Annotated in this window: 11 protein-coding genes; 6 read left to right on the top strand and 5 right to left on the bottom strand. The window is 46.6% G+C overall.

All coding sequences use genetic code 11. The features are described from left to right. Positions 1 to 116: 116 nt before the first annotated feature. The gene (gene nhaC, locus EBI00_RS06635; RefSeq protein ID WP_206612557.1) at positions 117 to 1607 is read right to left on the bottom strand and encodes a Na+/H+ antiporter NhaC; all 1491 of its coding nucleotides are present in this window, start codon (positions 1605 to 1607) and stop codon (positions 117 to 119) included. Positions 1608 to 2215: 608 nt separating this feature from the next. On the opposite strand from nhaC, the gene EBI00_RS06630 reads away from it, so the two are divergent. The 3 genes from EBI00_RS06630 to EBI00_RS06620 are packed head-to-tail and all read left to right on the top strand — an operon-like array spanning position 2216 to position 6215. Next, positions 2216 to 2959 (top strand): response regulator, encoded by a 744-nt coding sequence (locus tag EBI00_RS06630; RefSeq protein ID WP_123095395.1) that lies wholly within the window; start codon positions 2216 to 2218, stop codon positions 2957 to 2959. Then, a complete protein-coding gene (locus tag EBI00_RS06625) occupies positions 2944 to 3813 on the top strand; it encodes a substrate-binding periplasmic protein (RefSeq protein WP_123095137.1) in 870 nt (289 codons plus the stop codon). Before EBI00_RS06630 ends, EBI00_RS06625 begins: the two co-directional genes overlap by 16 nt. Next, the gene (locus EBI00_RS06620) at positions 3810 to 6215 is read left to right on the top strand and encodes an ATP-binding protein (protein ID WP_123095136.1); all 2406 of its coding nucleotides are present in this window, start codon (positions 3810 to 3812) and stop codon (positions 6213 to 6215) included. Before EBI00_RS06625 ends, EBI00_RS06620 begins: the two co-directional genes overlap by 4 nt. Here the strand turns inward: EBI00_RS06620 and EBI00_RS06615 are convergent. Next, the gene (locus EBI00_RS06615; protein WP_123095135.1) at positions 6202 to 7485 is read right to left on the bottom strand and encodes an NAD(P)/FAD-dependent oxidoreductase; all 1284 of its coding nucleotides are present in this window, start codon (positions 7483 to 7485) and stop codon (positions 6202 to 6204) included. The two genes, EBI00_RS06620 and EBI00_RS06615, sit on opposite strands and share 14 nt — an antisense overlap. Continuing rightward, the gene (lhpI, locus tag EBI00_RS06610) at positions 7482 to 8432 is read right to left on the bottom strand and encodes a bifunctional Delta(1)-pyrroline-2-carboxylate/Delta(1)-piperideine-2-carboxylate reductase (protein WP_123095134.1); all 951 of its coding nucleotides are present in this window, start codon (positions 8430 to 8432) and stop codon (positions 7482 to 7484) included. The genes EBI00_RS06615 and lhpI overlap by 4 nt, the downstream gene beginning before the upstream one ends. Before the next feature lie 156 nt (positions 8433 to 8588). On the opposite strand from lhpI, the gene EBI00_RS06605 reads away from it, so the two are divergent. Together EBI00_RS06605 and EBI00_RS06600 are read left to right on the top strand one after the other, a co-directional pair. Further along, positions 8589 to 9398, top strand: coding sequence for an AraC family transcriptional regulator (locus tag EBI00_RS06605; RefSeq protein ID WP_123095133.1), 810 nt, complete (start codon positions 8589 to 8591; stop codon positions 9396 to 9398). A 386-nt stretch (positions 9399 to 9784) separates the two neighbouring features. Then, entirely contained in the window at positions 9785 to 10750 is a 966-nt protein-coding gene (locus tag EBI00_RS06600; protein ID WP_123095132.1) for a carbohydrate porin, read from the top strand. A gap of 149 nt (positions 10751 to 10899) precedes the next feature. Here the strand turns inward: EBI00_RS06600 and gss are convergent, their stop codons facing one another. Continuing rightward, complete coding sequence (gene gss / locus EBI00_RS06595; RefSeq protein ID WP_123095131.1) at positions 10900 to 12780, bottom strand: bifunctional glutathionylspermidine amidase/synthase; 1881 nt, start codon at positions 12778 to 12780, stop codon at positions 10900 to 10902. Positions 12781 to 13013: 233 nt separating this feature from the next. On the opposite strand from gss, the gene EBI00_RS06590 reads away from it, so the two are divergent. Continuing rightward, positions 13014 to 14093, top strand: a complete 1080-nt coding sequence (locus tag EBI00_RS06590) for an alkene reductase (protein ID WP_123095130.1) — start codon at positions 13014 to 13016, stop codon at positions 14091 to 14093. A gap of 61 nt (positions 14094 to 14154) precedes the next feature. Here EBI00_RS06590 and EBI00_RS06585 read toward each other — a convergent pair whose 3' ends face one another. Then, complete coding sequence (locus EBI00_RS06585; protein ID WP_123095129.1) at positions 14155 to 16035, bottom strand: hypothetical protein; 1881 nt, start codon at positions 16033 to 16035, stop codon at positions 14155 to 14157. Between the last annotated feature and the right edge of the window lie 96 nt (positions 16036 to 16131).

The raw sequence follows: 16131 nt of genomic DNA, 5'->3' as shown, positions 1-16131 counted from the left end.
TCATAATACAAATTGAAACGTCTAGTCTAGCACTTCGTCTTAATGAGTTTGGTGCTTTAAATACAAAAAAAAAGCAGAACCTGATCACGTTCTGCTTTTTGTTTTTGGTGTGAGGCTTATTTAGTGGATGTATTGTATTCCATGATTAATTCGCCTTTTTTCTCCCAGTCGGCTTGCTCTTCGGCAGTGGCTTTTGGCGAGAAGAAGCCAAATTGAGCGTAGAACAAACCAATAACGGGAGATAGCCAGCACGCAAAGGCTAATGGGATATACAGTAAGTTTTCAAAGTTACCGTCACCAATCGTCAGACCCAAAGCGCCGATAACAAAGGCACCACCCGCATTCCAAGGAATAAGTGGTGACACCAAGGTGCCGCCTTCTTCAATGGCACGCGAAAGGTTTAGCGTAGAGTACTTCATGCCACGATAAACAGGAGCATACATGCGGCCAGGCAATGCGATAGAAAGGTACGGGTCGCCTGCGACAAGGTTGGTGGCGACAGAAGTCAGTGTGGCGGATGTTTGTACGCCACGGAAAGTCGATACCTTCGTCATGATTGAGCTAATAATAGACTCAAGGCAACCCGTTCTTTCCAGTGCGCCACCAAACCCCAAGGCGATTAAGATCAAGGAGATGGTCCACATCATGGACTGAATACCACCGCGATTCAGCAAACTGTTGATGGAGTCTGAACTGGTGGTGATAGAGTAGCCGCTGTTCGCGTAAGTAATGATATCGTGAATGCCTGCTCCTTGCGTGAAAGCGGCAACAATAGCACCCGCAACCACACCTGCAAAAAGCGATGGGATAGGAGGCATACGACGTACCGCTAGCACAATGACCACAAGGGCCGGAGCCAGCAACCAAGCCGAGATTTCAAAGTTGTTTTGCAGCGACGTTGTAATGGCAGTGATGCGTTCAAAAGAACCGTTGTCGTTATCAATCAGGGTAAAGCCCGCAATAAGATAAATCACTAACGCCGCCAACATGGCAGGCACGGTCGTTGGCATCATATTTTTGATGTGAGAGAAAACATCGGTGCCAGTGACCGCTGGAGCCAAGTTAGTCGTGTCTGATAAAGGAGAGACTTTATCGCCAAAAAACGCGCCTGATACAACAGCGCCCGCTGTCCAGTACATGGGGATTTCAAACCCTGCACCTATGCCCATTAGAGCCAGACCTACGGTACCTACTGTGCCCCAAGACGTACCAAGAGACAAAGAAACGACCGCACAAAGAATCATTGCAGCGGCTAAGAAAATTTGTGGTGAAAGTAGGGTTAAACCATAATAAATGAGCGTTGGTACGGTACCACTGGCGATCCAAACCCCCACCAGCATACCCACTAGAATGAGGACCGAAACAGAGGGCATAGACACGTGAATAACGCGGAAGATGCCTTCCTCAATTTGTTTCCAGCGTAAGCCTTGTTTGATGCCTACCAAGGCGGTGAGTGCCAAACCGATAGCGAGGGGGATATGCGGCGTGAAATCGCCAAAGTAGAAAATTTGTATGCCTAATAGAATCAATGTTAAAACGACGGGAACAAGAGCAAGCTGTAAGCTTGGCTTTTGCATCTCACCGTTGCTGGAGGTGTTTGTTGTCATCATGAGTTCCTTGTCTTGCTTTTATAATTAGGTGTAAAAAAGCCAAAGTCAGCCGCAAGAAATGCTTCCCTTTACTTTTCATATCTTTAGATATAGCAAGGATGACAAGCGAATTCACAAACAGGTCGTAATACTTTGTATGAACAATGTGAAAGTGACGAAGGCACCAATGGAAAGTCTATGAGGGCGTAACACGGCTTATGTATCCGCATTTATATGCTGATAAATGCGTTAAATTTGCTTTTTTAAGGCGGATTTGGAATAAAAAAACGACAATGCTTGATTATCCTGCCTGTTATCTCTGTCATACGAGTGCCATCCCTGTGTCATGATGGCTGACCAGATTCCTCATTTTCGTGAAGAAAGTGTTTGTTTTGGCGATTCTTGTGCTAGTTTGTAAACAGCTGTTTATAAATGACGTACTTCTTTACATGAAATTGATCGGCGTTTTGTGTCATGTCGTCGACTTATTTTTTTTGACCTTAGTTGATATAGTGAAAGTAATTATAGTGAAACGTGTTATAAAAAAGTCATTACAGTAAGTGTCATTTCAATGCTTCAATGCAGGAAATATTCGATTCACCTCTTACCTTTTGCAGTACTTAAACATGTTGATGTCAGACATTAAAATACTCGTCGTAGACGATTCAAGCGTCATTAGAGAAACACTCGAAAGCTATTTTGCCGCAGAAGGGTACACTGTGACTGGCGCAGAGACCGCCGAGGCCGCTGAGCAGCTTTTAAGCGAGCAGGAGTTTGACCTCATCTTGTTGGACATTCGTTTGCCTGGCAAAGACGGCCTTACATTAACCCGTGAGTTACGCAGCCGCTCAGAAGTGGGCATTATTTTGGTGACGGGCAAACAAGACGATATTGACCGTATCATTGGCTTGGAATGTGGAGCCGATGAGTATGTCTGCAAACCCTTTAATGCAAGAGAGATGCTGGCCCGCGGTAAAAATCTGATCCGCCGTGTGCAAAAACAGCGCGAGTCGGAGAAAAAACAAAGTGAAGAGCCGGTGATGCGCGCCATTGGTACTTGGCAGCTGGATACGGCGCGCCGTGTCTTGGTCAAATCAGATCGCAGTGTCAGCCAGCTGACAGAGGGAGAGTTTCAATTGCTGTTAGCCTTAAAAGCCAGCGAAGGCGAGGCATTAACGCGAGATCAGCTGATGGATCGAATTAAGAACCGCACTTGGAACGCCACGGATCGCACTATAGATGTGTTGATCGGTCGAATCCGTCGTAAATTAAGTGAAGACCCACTGTGTCCGCAAATGATCATTACCGTACATGGTGTGGGTTATCTTTTAAGTACACACACCGATGATGTGTCATGCGAGTCAGCGTAATTGCGAATCCCGTTCGTGTTTTATGCAGCCTATTTTGGCTGAGCGTGTCGTTTGGCCTAAACGCCTCCACCTTGTCTTCCTTGCAACAGGATGTGACTGTACCACCTTTGAAGGGACTGGCTGAGTTAACCGTCACCGTCTGTGGCAATAGTGCTTACCCCCCCGTGTCGTGGGTAAACAATCAAGGACAGACGGACGGCGTGAATGTCGCCGTGATGCGCCTTTTATTGGAACCCTTAGGGGTGACAGTAGACACTCGTCAAAACAGTAACTGGCGGCGTTGCTTAAAAGAAGTCGAGCTGGGCAATGTGGATATGTTGTCTGGTTTTAAGACCAAGCGACGCCAAGAGTACGCCATTTTCCTAGACGCTCCGGTCATTCGAGAGACCATCTACCTATATTATCCGATAAAACAACCCTTGAATTTTACCGATTGGACCGCCTTGTCTGGCCTTCGAGTTGGGGTGCTGATGGGGGACAGCTTTGGTAATGAAGTGGATGCCGCGCTCCAAGAGTACCCCAGTTTGGAGTTTGTATCGACGCAGGATCAGAACTTATTAAAACTGGCAGATAACCGCTTAGACGTGGTGCCCATGGGTAAGCTGTCGGGGCAGTTAGATCTTCAGCGCCTAGGATTAAAAAAGCAAATTGGTTCGACTAAAACCGATGTGAGCGATTTTTGGTACTTGGCGATATCAAAGCAATCGCCACTTGTGCCTTGGTTGCCCCTGTTAAATCAGCGCCTGAATCAGGTGTTAGCAGAGCCTGATGTCGTGAGCGAGTTGGTTGCGCGCTATTACCAAATTTACACCACAGATCTTGGTTTAGACCCTGAGTTGGATGATTCATTATGAGCCAAACAAGCAAGCTGGCGTTAATGCCGAATTGGTTGCGTTATAAGCAAACTCATCCATTGGCGTACCGAATTTTCATCAAGCTGCTGTCATTAAGCCTAGTATTAGCGCTGATTTCGACCAGTATTCAGGTATTCAATGAATATCGTCGGGAAACCGTCTCCATGCAACAACAAACCGATTACATCACCTCTTCCCACATAGAAGGCGTCCGCAAAGGGTTGTGGGACCTGGACAGTGAACAATTGGAATTGCAGCTCAAAGGCATCATGAACTTTACCAACGTCAGCGCGGTAACCCTGCATTCCGCCGACTGGCAAAACGACATTATTGTGGGTGATAAAAATGCCATCAGCAACCAAAAAGGGTTGGGTCAGGCTTTTCGTCACGCGGGGGCCACCCGTTTACCCATTTACTACATCAACCGAGATGGCCAGCAGACTGACCGTTTATTGGGCGAATTGACTGTTTATCATGACATTGCCGCCATGCAGTCAAAATTACTCCGATCCGCCATCGAGATTGCCTTATTCCAGAGCTTGTTAGTCTTGATCAATGGTGTTTTGTTGCTACTGATTGTGTATTTTATGGTGACGCGTCATCTGGAATATATGGCCAGTTACACTCGTTCTATTGGCGCAGGAAATTTAAAACAAAAATTGGTGTTGCCGCACAAAACCGCCCGGGCCGAGAGTGACGAGATTGATTCAGTGGTCAACGCGATGAACGACATGCGCGAGGCAATTTTAGCGGATATCAAGCAAAAAGATGTGATAGAAGCCGAACTACGCTATCACCGAGATCAGTTGCAAGAGCAGGTGAGTCGTCGTACTCGACGCCTGCAAGACGCCAAAGAAACCGCCGAAAAAGCGAATTTAGCCAAGAGCCAGTTTCTGGCCACCATGAGTCATGAAATCAAAACCCCATTGAACGGTATTTTGGGAATGGTGGAGCTATTGCAAAGTCAGCCGCAATTGCCACAAAGCCGAGAGAAGCTCGCGGCTATCTACCAGTCGGGCGACGCCTTATTAGAAATACTAAACGGCTTGTTGGACTATGCTCGTTTGGAAGAGGGCATGTACAGCCCTGAAATACGACCTTTTTCAATCAGTGAATTAGTGAACTCCACGAGTTTGCTGTTTACAGCGCAAGCGCAGAAACAAAATACCCAGCTCAATGTGCACATTAGCGACTCGATTCCAGACCGTTATCAAGGTGCGGCAGGGGCGCTGCGACAAATTTTGTCGAATCTGGTGTCCAATGCCATCAAGTTCACGCGCGACGGCACAGTTACCTTATCGGTGATGCCCGCCAACGATCATACTGAGCACCAAGGTGGCGTCATCATTGAAGTAGAAGACACGGGTATGGGCATTCCCGATCAATATCTAGCGCATATTTTTGAACGCTTTAGTCAAGCTGATGACAGCGTTACACGGCGCTTTGGTGGCACTGGCTTAGGGTTGGCGATCACCGCGCAATTGGTGCGTGTGTTAGAGGGTGAAATGGGCGTAGAGAGTGAAGAAGGACGGGGAAGCGTATTTTGGTTTTATGTGCCGCTTACACCGCTTGATGAAGGGCAAAGCCTGGTTACAGAAGAAATGAAAGCACCCCTAAAATTAGCGCCCATGTCGGTGCTTTTGGTGGAAGATACGCCGATTAATCAAGCGGTTACCACCGAGCTTTTAGAACAAGATGGCCATCAGGTAACCTTGGCCGTGGATGGTCAAGAAGCGCTGCAAAAAGCCAATCAGCAGCCTTTCGATTTGATCTTAATGGACATTCATTTACCCTCACTGAGTGGGCTTGATGTCGCCGACCAAATTCGCCATGGTCAGCAGATGAACGCCACGACCCCGATTGTGGCATTGACCGCCAATGTACTGCCCAGCAATGTGAAACAGTGCCACGATATTGGCATTCGTGCCGTCATTCCTAAGCCCTTTAACCGGGAACTCTTGTACCAAGTGATGGGGGAGCAACTGGATCGTAATAGCCAGATTGTCATGGATCATCATGTGAGCATTGGTTTGATCAATACCAGTCTGATTTACTCTCATTTGACGGCACTGGGTAAACAGCGCCTGCAAAAACTGGTGGCCTTATTTTCCTCTGCCATGGTGCGCGGCTTGGACGAATTGAGCGACATGAATGATCAACAAGATTGGTACGAATTGGCCGATATTGCCCACCGTTTGGCGGGTGACGCCGATGCGGTCGGTGCGCAAACCTTGGCCGCGGCGTTTCGACGCTTAGAGCATCATGACAGCGACCGCAATTCGCTCAATATGAGTCAAAATGACCACAGCGATGACATTGTTGCGCTTAGGTCACTTTATGAAGAGTCTTTGGCTCACTTAACCGACATCCTAGAGTGCAATACCGAGTTTAAAAGCGGTTAACGCGTAACGCGTCCATCGGAACCGCCGTCGGGCGATGCTCGACTTTGGCGAGCAGCAATTCCGCGCTAATCGCCGCTTGCGTAATCCCCAAATGTTGGTGGCCAAACGCGAAGCACAATCTCGGGTAACGCGGATGCAGGTCAATCACTGGCAAAGAATCGGGCAAAGACGGTCGATGCCCCATCCATTCGCTTGATTGAAGTGTCGGGTTGTCAAACAGCTTTGGTAACAAGCCTTGAGTTTGTGCACGCAATACCTGATAGCGCTTTTGAATAGGCGGCAAATGCACCCCCCCAATTTCACTCATCCCTACGGCGCGCAATCCCGAGTTTAAAGGCGACAGCACCAGCTTGCGTTCGGCCGACAGTATGGTGTGATGAATGCGGGTCGCATCATTGGGGAAGGTGACGTGGTAACCGCGTTCGGCTTCTAAAGGCACCTGAATATCCACCTGTTCTAGTAGGCTTTTGCTCCAAGCACCGCCACAAATCGCCACCTTGTCAAAGGTCATCGACTTTTCTATGAGACCGAGCTGTATTTCAGTCGATGCGGCCTTCAATGTGTGCACGCGCTGATGAATGAAATCTCCCCCTCGTGCCAAAAAGGCAGCAAACAAGGCCCGACACACTTCATGAGGGTCGGATAAGCGATAAATGTCCGGGAAAAACACCGCATGGCTCAGGGTCTCACTGAGTTCAGGCTCGAGCTGGGCTAAGGTTTGTCCTTCAACCAGTTCACACGCGATATCGTAACGCTGCATCTTATCGATCAGTTGATGCGCGGCGTGGCGATTGTTAGGGTTTTGCCACACGACTAGGTGTCCACCTTTCACCATTAGAGCGTCTGCGCCAATGTCTGTTAGGGTTCGTCGCCACGCATCGACCGCCAATCGATTCAACTGATGGATCATCTCTGTGCCGCGCTGCGCGGGTTCCGCTTGGGCGGCTTGGACAAAACGCCAATACCAGGGGGCGGCTTTTAACGCGTAGCGAATAGGAGTACAAATGGGGCCGTTTGGATCTAACCAGAGCTTAAATGCCGAGCGCAGCACCTCAGGTGTGCCCAAAGGGTCGATGATCTCAGTGGCTAAATACCCTGCATTTCCGGAAGAAGTGGCTGTGCCCGGTAATTTTTCATCTACCAAGGTGACCTTATAGCCGGCTCGTTGGGCTTCTAATGCGACACAAAGCCCCACCACGCCAGCACCAACAACAGCGAAAGTCATTGGTGAAGACGAGGCAGAATGGTTTTCAGTTGGGTGGTACATCATGCTTGCTCATAGGCCAAAATAGCCGCCGCTAGGTCTTCGCGGGAATCCCCCACCGATTTAAAGATAGTGATGGCCTGATCTGGCTCGGCAAGTGCCTGTCTGCCTGCATGGGTGTGACCACACAGTTCGGTCAGCTCAGCGTGTATGTCAGTCGCCGCGATAGCGCCTTCCTTAATCGGGATAATCAGATCGCCAGTTTCTGCCAGCGCACCCGCCCGCGTATCGACAAAAATAGCCGCTTTTTGCATAGCCTCATTATCGACTTCACGCATAGTTGGGGTGAAACTGCCTACTAAATCGACGTGTACGCCCGGTTTTAGCCAAGCACCAAAAAGGACAGGGTCATTGGCCATGGTGGCGCAGCTGATGAGGTCAACGTCTCCAGCGACGTCAGGCAAAGCTTGAGTGGTGCACAAGTAAGCGTTAAGACCTTGAGCGCGCACCTGTTCTACTAAATTGGTCGCTACATCAGGGTTACGATCCCAGACCCATACGGTGTCAATGGGCCGCACACTGCAATGGGCAGGTATGAGATGATGACCCATACGTCCAGCGCCAATCATCAGCATAGAGCGTGTGTCATCCCGTGATAAAAACGAGGACGCCAATGCCGAGGCCGCTGCGGTGCGAATCGCGGTGATGACATTGCCATCCATTTGCGCCAAGGTTTGGCCTGTTTTTCCGCAGCTTAATGTATACAAACTGGTGAGTCCAGGTAGCCCCTGTGCGTTGTTTCCAGGAAAGACGTTAACTTGCTTCACTCCGAGGTATTGGCCTTCGATCCACGCGGGCATCAGCAATAAAGTGGCTTGGGGAGCGTTGGGCACATCCATAAAATGGTGATGGCGTACGGGGGCCTGTACGTCGGCCACAAAAATAGCGCGCAGCGCCGCGACCATGTTTGGCCAGGTTAAACGTTCGCGTAATGTGTCTGCTGAAATGTGCATAGTGCGACTCCTTGTGACGTCAGTCGTTGCTCTGTTGAGGATGGTTATCATGCTAACCTGCCAAGCCAGCCAAGAGTTGACCGAAACTACCATGAATCATGCCAAGGCTATGCAGTCTGCAAAGGAGTTGATATAAAGACAGGAAACACGATGTAAATGAATAGGCGTAAAGCGATGCAAAGCGAAATTCGACGTAACCTAATTGCCCTGCAGCAAGGAGAGCATCTACACGATCACGCGCAAATTCTGATCGGCTGGCAAGGCAAGATGACTTGCGAATTGCCACCGCTGTCGCGTGCTTTGAGCCGAGGGCATTTTGCCTTGGCTCCTGACCATGTGCCACATCTGTTTTCTGGACAGTCTGAGGACTGTGAATTGCTGGTGGTTGACTTACACCAACAAGATCCGCTCATGACCTACATAGCGGAAAGTTCAGGCGTTTCATTGCATACCTTGATGTGCTCATCGTCGCTGTTTTCGCAATTGCCTGTGGAACTGATGGGGTGTTTGGCATTAACCGCCAAACAATTGCAGCACGGCGATGCAGCGATTAGGCGCCGAGTGAGCACACAAATGTTGCCGATGATTTTGTTGCAGGTGTCCGACATAATAACAGAGCAAGACAAAGTCTGGCGTAGCGTGGCGCATCAGCGGTTGGACCTGGCCGTACTGAACGCTTTGATTGATTCCCAAACGGATCAAACTTTCACCAACGAGTGGCTGGCGCAGTATTTTAATATGAGTGAAAGTCACTTTTATGTTGTTTGCCAACAACAGCTTGGCGTTAGCCCACAAAAATACATACTCGCGCGCAAACTTCAACAGGCGCATCGTCTTATCAAAAACACGACCATCCCGATCGCGGCCCTTGCGGATCAATTTGGCTTCGTCAGCGCGTCAGCGTTTTCCCGCGCCTATCGGAAATGTACCGGCTTGTCTCCACGACAAACGCGAACACGACCATAATTCATGGGGCTCATACGGCAATAAAATTTGCGGATTGTTTGAGCAGAAAAAGCCTGATTGATCAATACTTTAGTACACGGCCTGAAAAAGTAGTTAAATTTCATTTTTAAAATCCCCACCAGCTTAACAAAACTTATTCAGGCTCCCTGCTTGTCTTTGTTTTTACACATTACTCTGAAAACCGATTTATTATTAATAATTATCTATATATAAAACAACGACTTATTAAAAATAAAAGTTTTGTTGCAAAATTAAGTAAAAAATAAGAACTTTTTTCCCTGTTGTTTTGTTGTAATAAAGTTACTGAAATGTATTATTAATACCGAAAACATATGTTTTTAAGCATTCAGTCACTATAAAAACAACAAACATTTGGGTTTGAAACTATGAAAAAAACGATTCTTTACACTGCTATTGTCACTGGTCTTTTATCCGCTGGCGCCATTCACGCGGCCCCTGCTTTCAATGCAGACTTCGAGTTAGACACTACCACGATAAGTAAATCTGTAGGTGATAGCACTTACAAACAATCAGGCCGTGTTGCTTTAAATGTGACAGGTGAGCATACGGCAGGCGATAACTTTGTTTCCGGTAAGGGAACGGCATTGCTTAAAACTGATGGAACAACAGGCGTTGATGATGCGTTTATAAAGTTTGGTAACAGCGCATGGGATCTTCAAGCGGGTCGTTTTGAAGCGGCTAACTTGTTTCCACTAGGCAAAGACGTTGTGGTTGAGCATGCGGGTGGTGATGAAACTTCCGTGTATAACGCAGGTAATGCGCGTGGTCGTGCTGGTGCTGACAATAGTGGCCAAATTGCTCTTCATGTTAATGCCAGTGAAAACGTTAAGTTTGAACTAGGCACTATTTACGGCGATACAGGTGGTGATGAAACGACTGCCATTTCTGGTGTTCGCCCTGTTGTCACCATCATGACAGACAGCGTGACGTATACAGCAGGCTTCGAAAGCGTTAGCTACGATATAAGTGCTACTGAAAAAGTGGACATGTCAGGTTACGGTTTGGCGGCCAACTTCAATGTGGGCGCGGCCAACGTTAATTTGGCGGCAGCGTCCAGCAAAAATGATGTATCCGACAAAAAAGTGTCCTCTTTGACAGCTAACATGACCTATGGCAACTTTGGTTTAGGTTTGATCAGCTCCAGTGTAGACAATAAAACAGGCGATGATCCATCCTTGCTAACGACATATGTGGCTTACTCTATGCCATTGTTAGACATTGAAAACGCAACCGTTACTTTTGCGGCATCACATTCTACGGCTGACAAAGTCGCCGCAACAACGAATGACAAAACCACCGCAGGAAAAGTTCGTTTTAACTATAACTTCTAAGATGTAGTTAAAGAGAAGAACAATATCGCCGGTTACTCCCTTTTCTGGTGATATTGTTCTTTCTTTGCGCTATCGGACATCCTTTCTTCTTTTGTTCTCTTCTCTCGTTCTTTTACTTTTACTAATTTGCCGCTTATTAAAGAGTATTATTAGCGATGCTTTGCAATAACTCGCAAGGTCATCAAATCACTGTCTTTGGTGATGACCAAGGTTGGATCCACTCGTAAACAGCTACCAGCGAAGTGTCCCGCTACCGAAAAAGTACAGACTTGTGAGCGGTAACCTTCAATGTCAGGCAGTTTCCACAGAGCTTGAAATATTTGATCTTGATGGGAAAAACGCCCAGCGGTTTCTTCCATTAAGGCATCTTCGCCATCGTATAGGCTGATGTTAAAACCACAGCGACCAGCGATAGGCTTGCTAACGTAACCGTTAGTTTTTAACGCATCGCTTAGCTCAAAAGAGGATTCTAATAAATACGGATGATCGGGGAAAAGCATCCATAACACTGGCAAAATAGCCTTGTTGCTAGGAATAAGTGTCCAAAGAGGCTCATACACCATGACACCTTTGCGTAGTAAAACGTCTACCAAGCGCGGTGCTTCATTACGCGGCATATCCGTTTGGTAATTGCGTAGGCGCTGTTCGTCGTCGTCACATTCAGAACGAATTTGATCCAGCGCGGTTTCCCATGCCCAAGTTTTCCATACCCAACGAATTTTCACGCCATCCGCGTCAACTACGTCGCCGTCTTCGTCCCAGCGTAGGCTGCTGACGCCTTTGATGACTTTGCAGTTTAGGCCTGCTTTTTCCATGGTACGTTTCATGAAAAGAGCGTGGTAATTTTCTTCTAGATCCGTGTCTTGCATGATGTGAATCACGCCTTTTACATCGCTATTTTTCCACGCTTCAATCAATTCATCGGCAAGTTCTGTTGCTGAGCCTTCGCCTTCATTCGCACCATAATGTTTAGCCCATTTCTCCTGAATAATGCCCGCTTCCATGTAGCAAGATGCCGAGTCACAGTTGTATTCGTAGACCTTGATACCTTGAGCGGAAAGGCTGAAATCAAAGCGCCCAGTGATCATTTGGTTGCGACGGTTGTCCCAAGATTGATGGATTTTAGGCCATAAAGCAGAGGGAATGTTAAAGCTGGACAACAGATCTTCGTTTTGCAGAACGTAATCTGTGGCGTGCATAAACAAGGCGTGTAATTCGTTGGTGGCGCGCTTTAGCTCTCGTTCCGCGGTTTCCGTCATCACCATGTATTTGTAGTCGTCTTCCTGTCGACTGGCGAGTTTGTGCCCACCCATCATGTCGACAAAAGCTTCCTCTGCTGGATTCGCTACATTTAACCAAGCGCGAGATGCTTGGCCTTTGTTGGGTACATGACGTATTTGTAAATCAAATAAAGCCGGATCTTCAGGCGCAATATTTTCAGCATGTAGATCATCGTCAGTTTGTATTACCCAGCCCATAACCGACGCATCACCATAAGAACAACGTAACCAATAGCCGCCGTCTTCGCTAATGCGAGCATCTAATACTCGAGAATAGTCTTGGCCTTCTTGCCAGACCTGATGGCCGACGTTTTGCTCGACCAAGTACAAACGATCTGGCAAGACTTTAGTGACAATTGCCACATGACCCGTGATTTCAAATTCGCCACCTTCGTTCCAAATGAGTAGGGCGCCCACTTCAGGGTGACGCAATGAACCATTACGGAACGATTTTAGCGGCAAGCGGCTTTCATCGGTGATTAAGCGCGCCGAGGTAAGGCGAAAAATATCGTAGGCCATGGCGACGTCATCAAAGATGTAGCCTTTGTTGAGATACAACCAACGACGAGCAAATTCTACACACTGCCATTTGTATCCCATAAAAATACCATCCACATAACTGCGGTAGGCATGGCGATTGGGTAACTCGTTGTCGTCGGCAGAATCATAATCAGATGAATACACGGGCACATTCCCAGGAGCGATGCCTAGCAAGGTGCCAAAAGGAGCGACGAGACCGTTGGTTGTCATTATGGCGAAATTCCCCCACACAAAAAGTGCTTCATAGGGTCAAAGAAAGGCGATAAAAATATCGTCAGAAGGCTGGCAATATAGACCGTGCACAGAGGACCTGCAAGGTCTTACAAAGAGTATTTTTTGTACTGTATTCAGTAAAGAAAGTGCACGCGATTGTATTTTAAAATAACTGCCATATGTAGTGTTTATCCTTGGTATCAAGACCGAAACTTATTTTGGAGTTCATAATGACAAGCACCGCAAAAAATCTGTTTAGCCCAGTAAAAATGGGAAATCTAGAGTTACCAAATCGTTTTATTATGGCGCCTTTGACTCGCACACGTGCGCCTGGGCATCAGCCAAATGCCTTGATGGCAGAATATTATGCTCAACGTGCCAGCACGGGGTTGTTGATCACGGAATGCACCATGGTGACAGAAGGGACATCGGCGTTTGGTGATGATCCAGGCGTGTATTCCGCTGAGCAAATTGAAGGCTGGAAGTTAACAACGAAAGCTGTGCATGAAAAAGGCGGCCGTATCTTTATGCAAATCTGGCATGCAGGTCGTGCAGCCCATCCTTTGTTGAATGGTGGCAAAGAGTCGGTTTCTGCCAGCGCCATTGCTATCGATGGTGAAACCCATACACCAGAAGGTAAAAAACCATACGCAGTACCTCGTGCATTAACCGTTGATGAGATAAAAAGCATTGTGAATGACTTCCGTCAAGCCGCGATCAATGCGAAAGAAGCCGGCTTTGATGGCGTAGAAATTCATGGTGCGAATGGTTATTTGATCGATCAATTTTTGCGTGAAAGTTCAAATCAACGGACTGATGAATACGGTGGTTCTTTGGAGAATCGTTCGCGCTTTTTGATGGAAGTACTTGATGCGGTAACTGAGGTATTGGGCAGTGGCCGCGTGGGTTTACGTCTTTCTCCGCTTAACAGTTTTCAAAGTATGAAAGAAAGCGACCCTGTGGCTTGGACTCGCTTTTTGAGTGAACACTTAAACCGATTTAACTTGGCGTACTTACATTTGATGCGTGCAGACTTCTTTGCGGAGCAAAAAGCGGATGTGGTCAGTGTGGCTCGGGAGCACTACAAAGGTCACTTAATGGTCAACATGGGTTACTCGCCTGAAGAAGCCCATCAGGTTATTGAGAGTAATCAAGCGGACAGTGTGGCGTTTGGTAAAGGCATTCTTGCAAACCCAGATTTTGTTGAACGTGTTCAAACTGGAGCGGAATTAAACGAGCCTAATCCAGATACTTTCTACACGTCTGGTAAAGAAGGTTATACAGATTATCCGTTTATGACGATTTCTTAATTCAATAAAGCTTAAAAGAGGCGCTTCATCTGAAGCGCCTCTTTTGTCTGATCGAAAGGTTTTAACTATTTTCCTGTTCTTCTTCCTTACGCAAAAAGCCTGCCGCTTCTTCGTCTTTGGTAATGGCTGTTGGTATCTCTTCTCTATAAGCACGAGTTTGTTGGTTTAGCTGATGAATTTGTGAAGCGCTGCCAAGGTCCTTTTCATTGGTAATAGAGGCAATGGATTCACGACCTTTTAAAAATGTTTTTATGTCTCCGCGTATGCTTGCGAGCTCTTGATCATCTTTGTGCATTTCTAAAATATAGCGGGGGTGCTCTAAGTTGCGAACGCCTGTCGCTGCGAAAGTAGATGAGACAATACGAGTAACTACAATCCATGGTGTAATACTGCTGCGCACCAATGTATTTTCAGAACGTATACTGTCGTGAATACCGTTACCTGCGGAAAACTTTGACTCAGTAAAAGTACCCTCACATTTAAAATAAATCAGTAATGATTCAAATTGCATTTCAGCAAAGAAAATATGTGCTGAGTTTGTCATTAGCTTCGCAAAGGACGTGGTGATTATACTCATTAAAAGAAGGTGTAACGCGAGCATCGAGGACTCGACAAGAGTCGGTAAATTTTGGTCGGTTATAAAACGAGAAAAAGTTGATAATTTGATATATTGACTACTGCTGTACACATCAAGAGCGGCATAGACTAAGAAGAAAGTAATCACACTTGAAAGCACAAACAGAATATTGCCCGTGATTAAAGTTATCATTCTTGTGATGGCGAAACCGCTCCCTAGCTCCATCGGCTTAAGCTTGGGCTGAATTTCTTGGATCAGGCTGCCACTAAAGTTACCTTTTCCTTCGGTTTGTTCATTAAGTTGTGGTTCTAATTCCTCGTACACGCGATTTGGAACTTCTTTGTAGCGACGATCAGCCATAACGAGATTGTCTAAGTTGATAAATATTTCGTTAGGATGAACGGATTCTTGCCAGTTCTCGCGCAATTCTGAAACGTCTGTTTTAGGATTTGCATATTGCAATCGTTTTACCATCATAATACCAACCACGGCTGTTATTATCGTAGAGGTAATAAAAATACCTATTAGGTATAAATAAGTATTTAATGTAGGTAATGACGATTGAATGTTATCGATAACTTGCCAAGTCATTCTTGAGTTATCTATCCACCATGTTAGACCTAATGCGACTGCAACCGGTAAGATAAGAGACCAAATGACCACTTTAGCAATTGCCCCTGAACCTAACGTTTCAATGTGTCTTTCTGCATCTCTAGGTAAAGGCCTTGCTGCGCCACGCCAAATTGACATGACGTAAAAAAGTAAAATGACAGAATATATCGGAAATGTCACTTGACCTGCCACACCCACCAGCCCTGTTAACGTGACAAAAGCAACACAGCCAAATGCAATTAATGCAACCAAAGTTTTTACCCATGCGCCGAAAATTCGTTGCATTAAATTTCGAATAGGATAAGGCATAAAGAGTAGTTTAGGGATGAAGCTGTGTAGCAATCGAGCAAGAAAACCGATGGGTTCAAGAAAGGAGCTGTTTTTACGGCCAATCAGCATTTCTTTTAAAATACCACTTGAGTATGCAAGACTACCTTTCTCTTCGGCAGCGGTGCTCGATTCAGATTTGCTAAAGTTGTATGCTAGTGAAGTAGGATGGTTACGACCAACAAAATACCGTAGAGTTGAATATATGCCGCCGCCAAGTGCTTTAATACCACTCGTCAGGAGCATGGCACCAAAGAGTACAAAGAGCCAACCGGCCACTTTACTTATTTGAATGTAATCGACGGCCTCGATTAATAAATAAATACCAAATAGCAGCTGAATAAAGCCACGAATAGCCGTTACTATGCCTTCCTTTTTAAATGGATTTTTAAGTCCTAAATCGATAGATCCATAATCAAACGCCATTGAGTTCTCCTAAAATGTGCGCGGTATAAACTGAGTGAGGATATTGTATGGCAGGCAGATTAGGTGAGGTGAGGGGTGGTCTCCGTCTCCAAAAAG

This window comes from Marinomonas hwangdonensis (assembly GCF_003721245.1).
Taxonomy (GTDB): Bacteria; Pseudomonadota; Gammaproteobacteria; order Pseudomonadales; family Marinomonadaceae; genus Marinomonas; species Marinomonas hwangdonensis.
The sequence above is the reverse complement of the archived record's forward strand: the minus strand, read 5'-3'. Positions and strand labels throughout refer to the sequence as shown.

Bases quoted from the DNA above. Each gene is read 5' to 3' on its own strand.
- nhaC (WP_206612557.1), bottom strand. From the start codon at position 1,607: ATGACAACAAACACCTCCAGCAACGGTGAGATGCAAAAGCCAAGCTTA.
- EBI00_RS06630 (WP_123095395.1), top strand. From the start codon at position 2,216: ATGTTGATGTCAGACATTAAAATACTCGTCGTAGACGATTCAAGCGTC.
- EBI00_RS06625 (WP_123095137.1), top strand. From the start codon at position 2,944: ATGCGAGTCAGCGTAATTGCGAATCCCGTTCGTGTTTTATGCAGCCTA.
- EBI00_RS06620 (WP_123095136.1), top strand. From the start codon at position 3,810: ATGAGCCAAACAAGCAAGCTGGCGTTAATGCCGAATTGGTTGCGTTAT.
- EBI00_RS06615 (WP_123095135.1), bottom strand. From the start codon at position 7,485: ATGATGTACCACCCAACTGAAAACCATTCTGCCTCGTCTTCACCAATG.
- lhpI (WP_123095134.1), bottom strand. From the start codon at position 8,432: ATGCACATTTCAGCAGACACATTACGCGAACGTTTAACCTGGCCAAAC.
- EBI00_RS06605 (WP_123095133.1), top strand. From the start codon at position 8,589: ATGAATAGGCGTAAAGCGATGCAAAGCGAAATTCGACGTAACCTAATT.
- EBI00_RS06600 (WP_123095132.1), top strand. From the start codon at position 9,785: ATGAAAAAAACGATTCTTTACACTGCTATTGTCACTGGTCTTTTATCC.
- gss (WP_123095131.1), bottom strand. From the start codon at position 12,780: ATGACAACCAACGGTCTCGTCGCTCCTTTTGGCACCTTGCTAGGCATC.
- EBI00_RS06590 (WP_123095130.1), top strand. From the start codon at position 13,014: ATGACAAGCACCGCAAAAAATCTGTTTAGCCCAGTAAAAATGGGAAAT.
- EBI00_RS06585 (WP_123095129.1), bottom strand. From the start codon at position 16,035: ATGGCGTTTGATTATGGATCTATCGATTTAGGACTTAAAAATCCATTT.